This is a genomic window from Trebonia sp., assembly GCF_049794275.1.
Lineage (GTDB): Bacteria > Actinomycetota > Actinomycetes > Streptosporangiales > Streptosporangiaceae > Trebonia.
In genome coordinates this window covers 1-3852 of sequence record NZ_JBARCR010000401.1, presented here as the reverse complement: position 1 = coordinate 3852, position 3852 = coordinate 1, and the positions used below count along the sequence as shown (strand labels likewise).

At 66.4% G+C, this 3852-nt stretch carries 3 protein-coding genes and 1 pseudogene; 2 read left to right on the top strand and 2 right to left on the bottom strand.

All coding sequences use genetic code 11. From position 1 onward, the window contains the following. Positions 1-299: pseudogene (locus WA805_RS10935) on the top strand (class I SAM-dependent methyltransferase); the annotation flags it as partial. A 24-nt stretch (positions 300-323) separates the two neighbouring features. On the opposite strand, the gene WA805_RS10930 reads toward WA805_RS10935, so the two are convergent. Then, entirely contained in the window at positions 324-1973 is a 1650-nt protein-coding gene (locus tag WA805_RS10930) for an amino acid permease (protein WP_422281698.1), read from the bottom strand. 83 nt (positions 1974-2056) lie between these two features. Then, positions 2057-2989: a metallophosphoesterase family protein gene (locus tag WA805_RS10925; protein ID WP_422281696.1), complete on the bottom strand. Its 933-nt coding sequence runs from the start codon at positions 2987-2989 to the stop codon at positions 2057-2059. A gap of 19 nt (positions 2990-3008) precedes the next feature. Between WA805_RS10925 and WA805_RS10920 the strand changes: the two genes are divergently transcribed. After that, entirely contained in the window at positions 3009-3431 is a 423-nt protein-coding gene (locus WA805_RS10920) for a hypothetical protein (protein WP_425242284.1), read from the top strand. The last annotated feature ends 421 nt before the right edge of the window (positions 3432-3852 follow it).

Here is a 3852-nt window from a genome sequence, read left to right as displayed (position 1 = left end):
CGATCGATCAGGAAGGCGTCCGCGCCGAGGTGCGGTGGGGCGGCGGCCAGGACCGGATCGACCCCGTGACGCAGATCACCAGGGAACACATGAGCATCACCGCTCACGACGCGGACGGGACGGTCCGCACGGTCGGCGACGTGGTGCCCAACCGGTTCTGGACCGCGACCGAGCTGACCGCCGCGCTCCGCCTCGATGGCAGCTTCACGGTCGCGGCCAGCTACGGCGACTTCGACGACAGCACGGGGCTGGCCGACCCGGCCGCGTGGCGGATGATCCTCGTCCTCCGCCGCGCCTAGCCGAGTCGGCCCCACGCCCCGCGCTTACTCGACCGGGATCTCCTTGTTGATCAGCGACAGGTCGATGCCCTGCCGGGCGCGCACCGTGCGCGCCACGAGGAAGATCGCCAGCGCGAGCACGTACATCGCGCCCATGTAGATCAGCGAGTCGTTGTTGTTGACGCCGTAGGCGGATTTCGACAGCCACTCGTACAGGCAGAAGCCGATCAGCCCGATGGTCACCAGGCCGCCCGCGGGCACCACCGGCACCCCGAGTAGCCGAATCCGCGACGCCGGCGAGGCCCGCCACAGTTCCGGCTTGCGCCACGGCAGGATCACCACGGCGATGGCGCTGAACAGGTACGTCACCGCGATCACCAGCGTCGCATCCAGGGTGTAGGTATGGAACGTCGAGTTGTAGGCGTACAGTGCGCTCAGCCCGACCGCGGGCAGCAGCATCAGCACCAGCGACCACACCGGCACCCGGCGCTTTTCCGATACCTGGGCCGCGCCGTCCGGCAGGATCCGGTCGAAGGCCGCGGCGAAGATCACCCGGGTCGAGGAGAGGAACAGCGTCCCCACCCACCCGAAGAACCACAGGCTCATCAACAGGATCAAAATCACCTGGAACGCCGTATTGTGCACTAGCCAGGCAGCCAGCAGCACCGGGTACGGGAAGATCGGCAGTGCGTGTGCCGTGGGGATCCCGTACAGGGAGTCCACCCAGAGCACGTTCGCGGACTGATAGAACGACCACCCGAACGTCTTGGCGAACAGCGTCAGGAGGACCACCGACAGCAGCACCGTGGTCCACAGCCCGAAGAACATGCCGCTGAACACGCGCTTGAAGTCGCTCGCCCCGCGGACCTCGCCGTACAGCGTGGTGCCCCAGTTCGGCCACAGCAGGTAGAACATCAGCATCGGGACCAGCAGCAGCGACTGGCTGAACGCGCCCGCCACGCCGAACGGCGGCGCCGTGTACCCGACCGCCTTGCTGCCCGCGTCCGCGAGCGTGCCGCCGTATCCGTTCTTCATCCCGAACAGCTTGGCGGTCTCCGAGTTGAACGACGAGATGAAGGCCGCCTTGCTAGACACCAGCAGGATGATCACGATGATCGCGAACCCGATGAGCCCGCCGAGGAAGCACCACTTCTGCACACTCGCGTACCCGGCCATGCCTAGCGAGACCAGCACGCCGGCTAGCGCGATCGTGATCAGCGTGACGACGAAGATGCCGTTGGGGGTGCCGAACCACGCCGCCCCCGACGAGCTGCCGAGCGTCGCCCACAGCGGCTGGAAGAATTCCTCCGCCAGCACCGACCCGTAGATCGGCGCCCATAGCCAGAGGATGAACCACCATCCGGTGGCGGCCATCACGAAGCCGAGCCCGCTGCCGAACGGGAGGATGCGGCTCTGCCACACATAGTCGCCTCCCGCCCGCGGGATCGTGACGACAAGCCCGCTGTAGGCGAGGACGAGGAACGACACCCACACGCCCGAGAGCAGCACGGCGGTAAGCAGCTGCCCGCTCGGGAACGCGCCCTGGTAGGCGAACTCGACCAGACCCAACGTGATTATGTTGGTGGACAGGCAGGCGTAGATCATCGAGTCGCGCACGGACCAGCCCCGGACCAGCCCGGTAGCGTTCCGCAGGAATAGCGTCGGTTTTTCGTCGCCGATGGCGTCGGTGGCCATATGTTCTCCTACAAGGGTTTATAAATCAGTTATTCCGAACGTACGTGTGATGACTCCCAGGCCCTATCCATAGCCACGATGGTTTAACCGTTGACTAGGACGTATTTGACTTTGCCCTTCTTCTGGTTCAAATCGATGATGGCCGCCTGGAGCACGCCGTCGCTGTAGGAACTGCCGGGGTTAATGGCGAGGGTGCGGCCCACCCGCGCCACCCCGCGGCTTTCGTGAATGTGCCCGTGCACGGAAAGCGGCGGCTGGTACCGCTGGAGCGCTTGCCGTACCGCGGTGGAGCCCACCGGCTTCATGACCGCGCCGCCGTGCGTCGGCCGCATGTTCGCGTCGAGCGCGGGCGCCTCGTCGAGGCCGGTGCCGAACGGCGGGGCGTGGAAGTTGAAGATCGTCCGGCTCAGGTCGGGAATCTGGCCGGCGACGGCGTCGATCTTCGCCGCGAGCTCGTCCTCCGGCGCCTCGCGGTGGGTGTTCCACGGCGTGGGGTTGGTCCAGCCCATCGACACCATGGACCAGCCGTCCAGATCGAGGACCTTCCCCTCGGCGAACGTCACGCACGGCGAGGCCTCGAGGATCGGGTCGATCTCGAAGATGTCGTCGTTGCCGCCGTTCAGGATGCAGGGGATGTTGCCGCCGCGCAGCTTGCCGTCCGCCATGTCCAGCCAGCGGTCCAGGGACTGGGTCATCTCCGTGTTGAACCGCTCGTCGATGGCCTGCTCGGTGTCGAGCGCGTCCAGCTCATCGGGTGTGACGATCGCCGGGTAGGAGCCGCGGTCCCTGAGCTGCTTTGCGGCCGCCTCCAGCGCTTCGCGGTTCTCCAGGCGGCGCTTCTCGCCCCTGATGGTGACCTCCCAGTACCCGTTGCGGGCCACGATCGGGACCATGATCTTGCCGGTGACGTCGCCGCCGAGCACCACCAGGTCGGCCTTGTAGAAGGCCGCCGCGTTGAGGAACTTGCGCCAGCAGATTTCCGACCCGTGGATGTCGGTTGCGAAGAAGATCTTCATCGGATGCCGCTTTCCGTAAGTGCGCTACCTCTTCTGGAAGCTCGTACCACCGCACGCGATCGCCGACGTTGGCCCGCAGCCGCCACTTGACGCCCTTGGGCACCGACTTCGCGAACTCGAGCAGCTGGGCCGCCTGCGCGAGCGGGTCGAAGGGCGCCGTCTGCGGGACCAGCCCGGGGTTTTCCGCGATCAGCGCCGGCAGCTTCTCCAAGTTCCCTGTGCAGGTCCGCCACCAGCCCCAGTCCGCGCCGAGCACCTCACCGAACCGGCCGGTGTCGATCACGTCGCCGCCGTCCGCCCCGCCGGACTGCGCGGTGCCGACCGGCACCCCCGCGAGCAGGTGCGTGATGTCGTGCGCGTCCTTGGCGTTCAGCTGGAAGATCTGCAGCTTGGACAGCAGCAAATCGGCCGGGTCGAGGGTGAGCGAAGAATTGCGGAATGACGGCCGGAAATCGAGCGTGTGGCACATCACCAGCCGGTCCACCATGACGTCGACAGGCCGTCCTGACGGGGCGATGAAGTACATCTGCCGATCGCCGTTCAGGCTGTTGAACATCCGGTCCGCGGTGCATCCGCTGCGTTCCAGGTAAGCGGCGACGTCGCGGCGCCCTTTTCCCGTGCACGCCAGGTCCATGTCCTGGCCTGGCCGCAGCCGGGGCGGGAATTCCGGGCAGAGCACACGCACCCCGAGGCCGCCGAGCAAACGCAGTTTCAGGCCGTCTCGCATCCCGCCCTCGACGAGCGAAACCGCCTCAGGCAGCGGGTCGTCATCGGGTGCGGTCATGCGAAGATCATGGGGAAATAACCGCCGCACTGTCCAGACATAAAGTGCCGTCTGTCACATTGGTTCCATCATGTGGGAA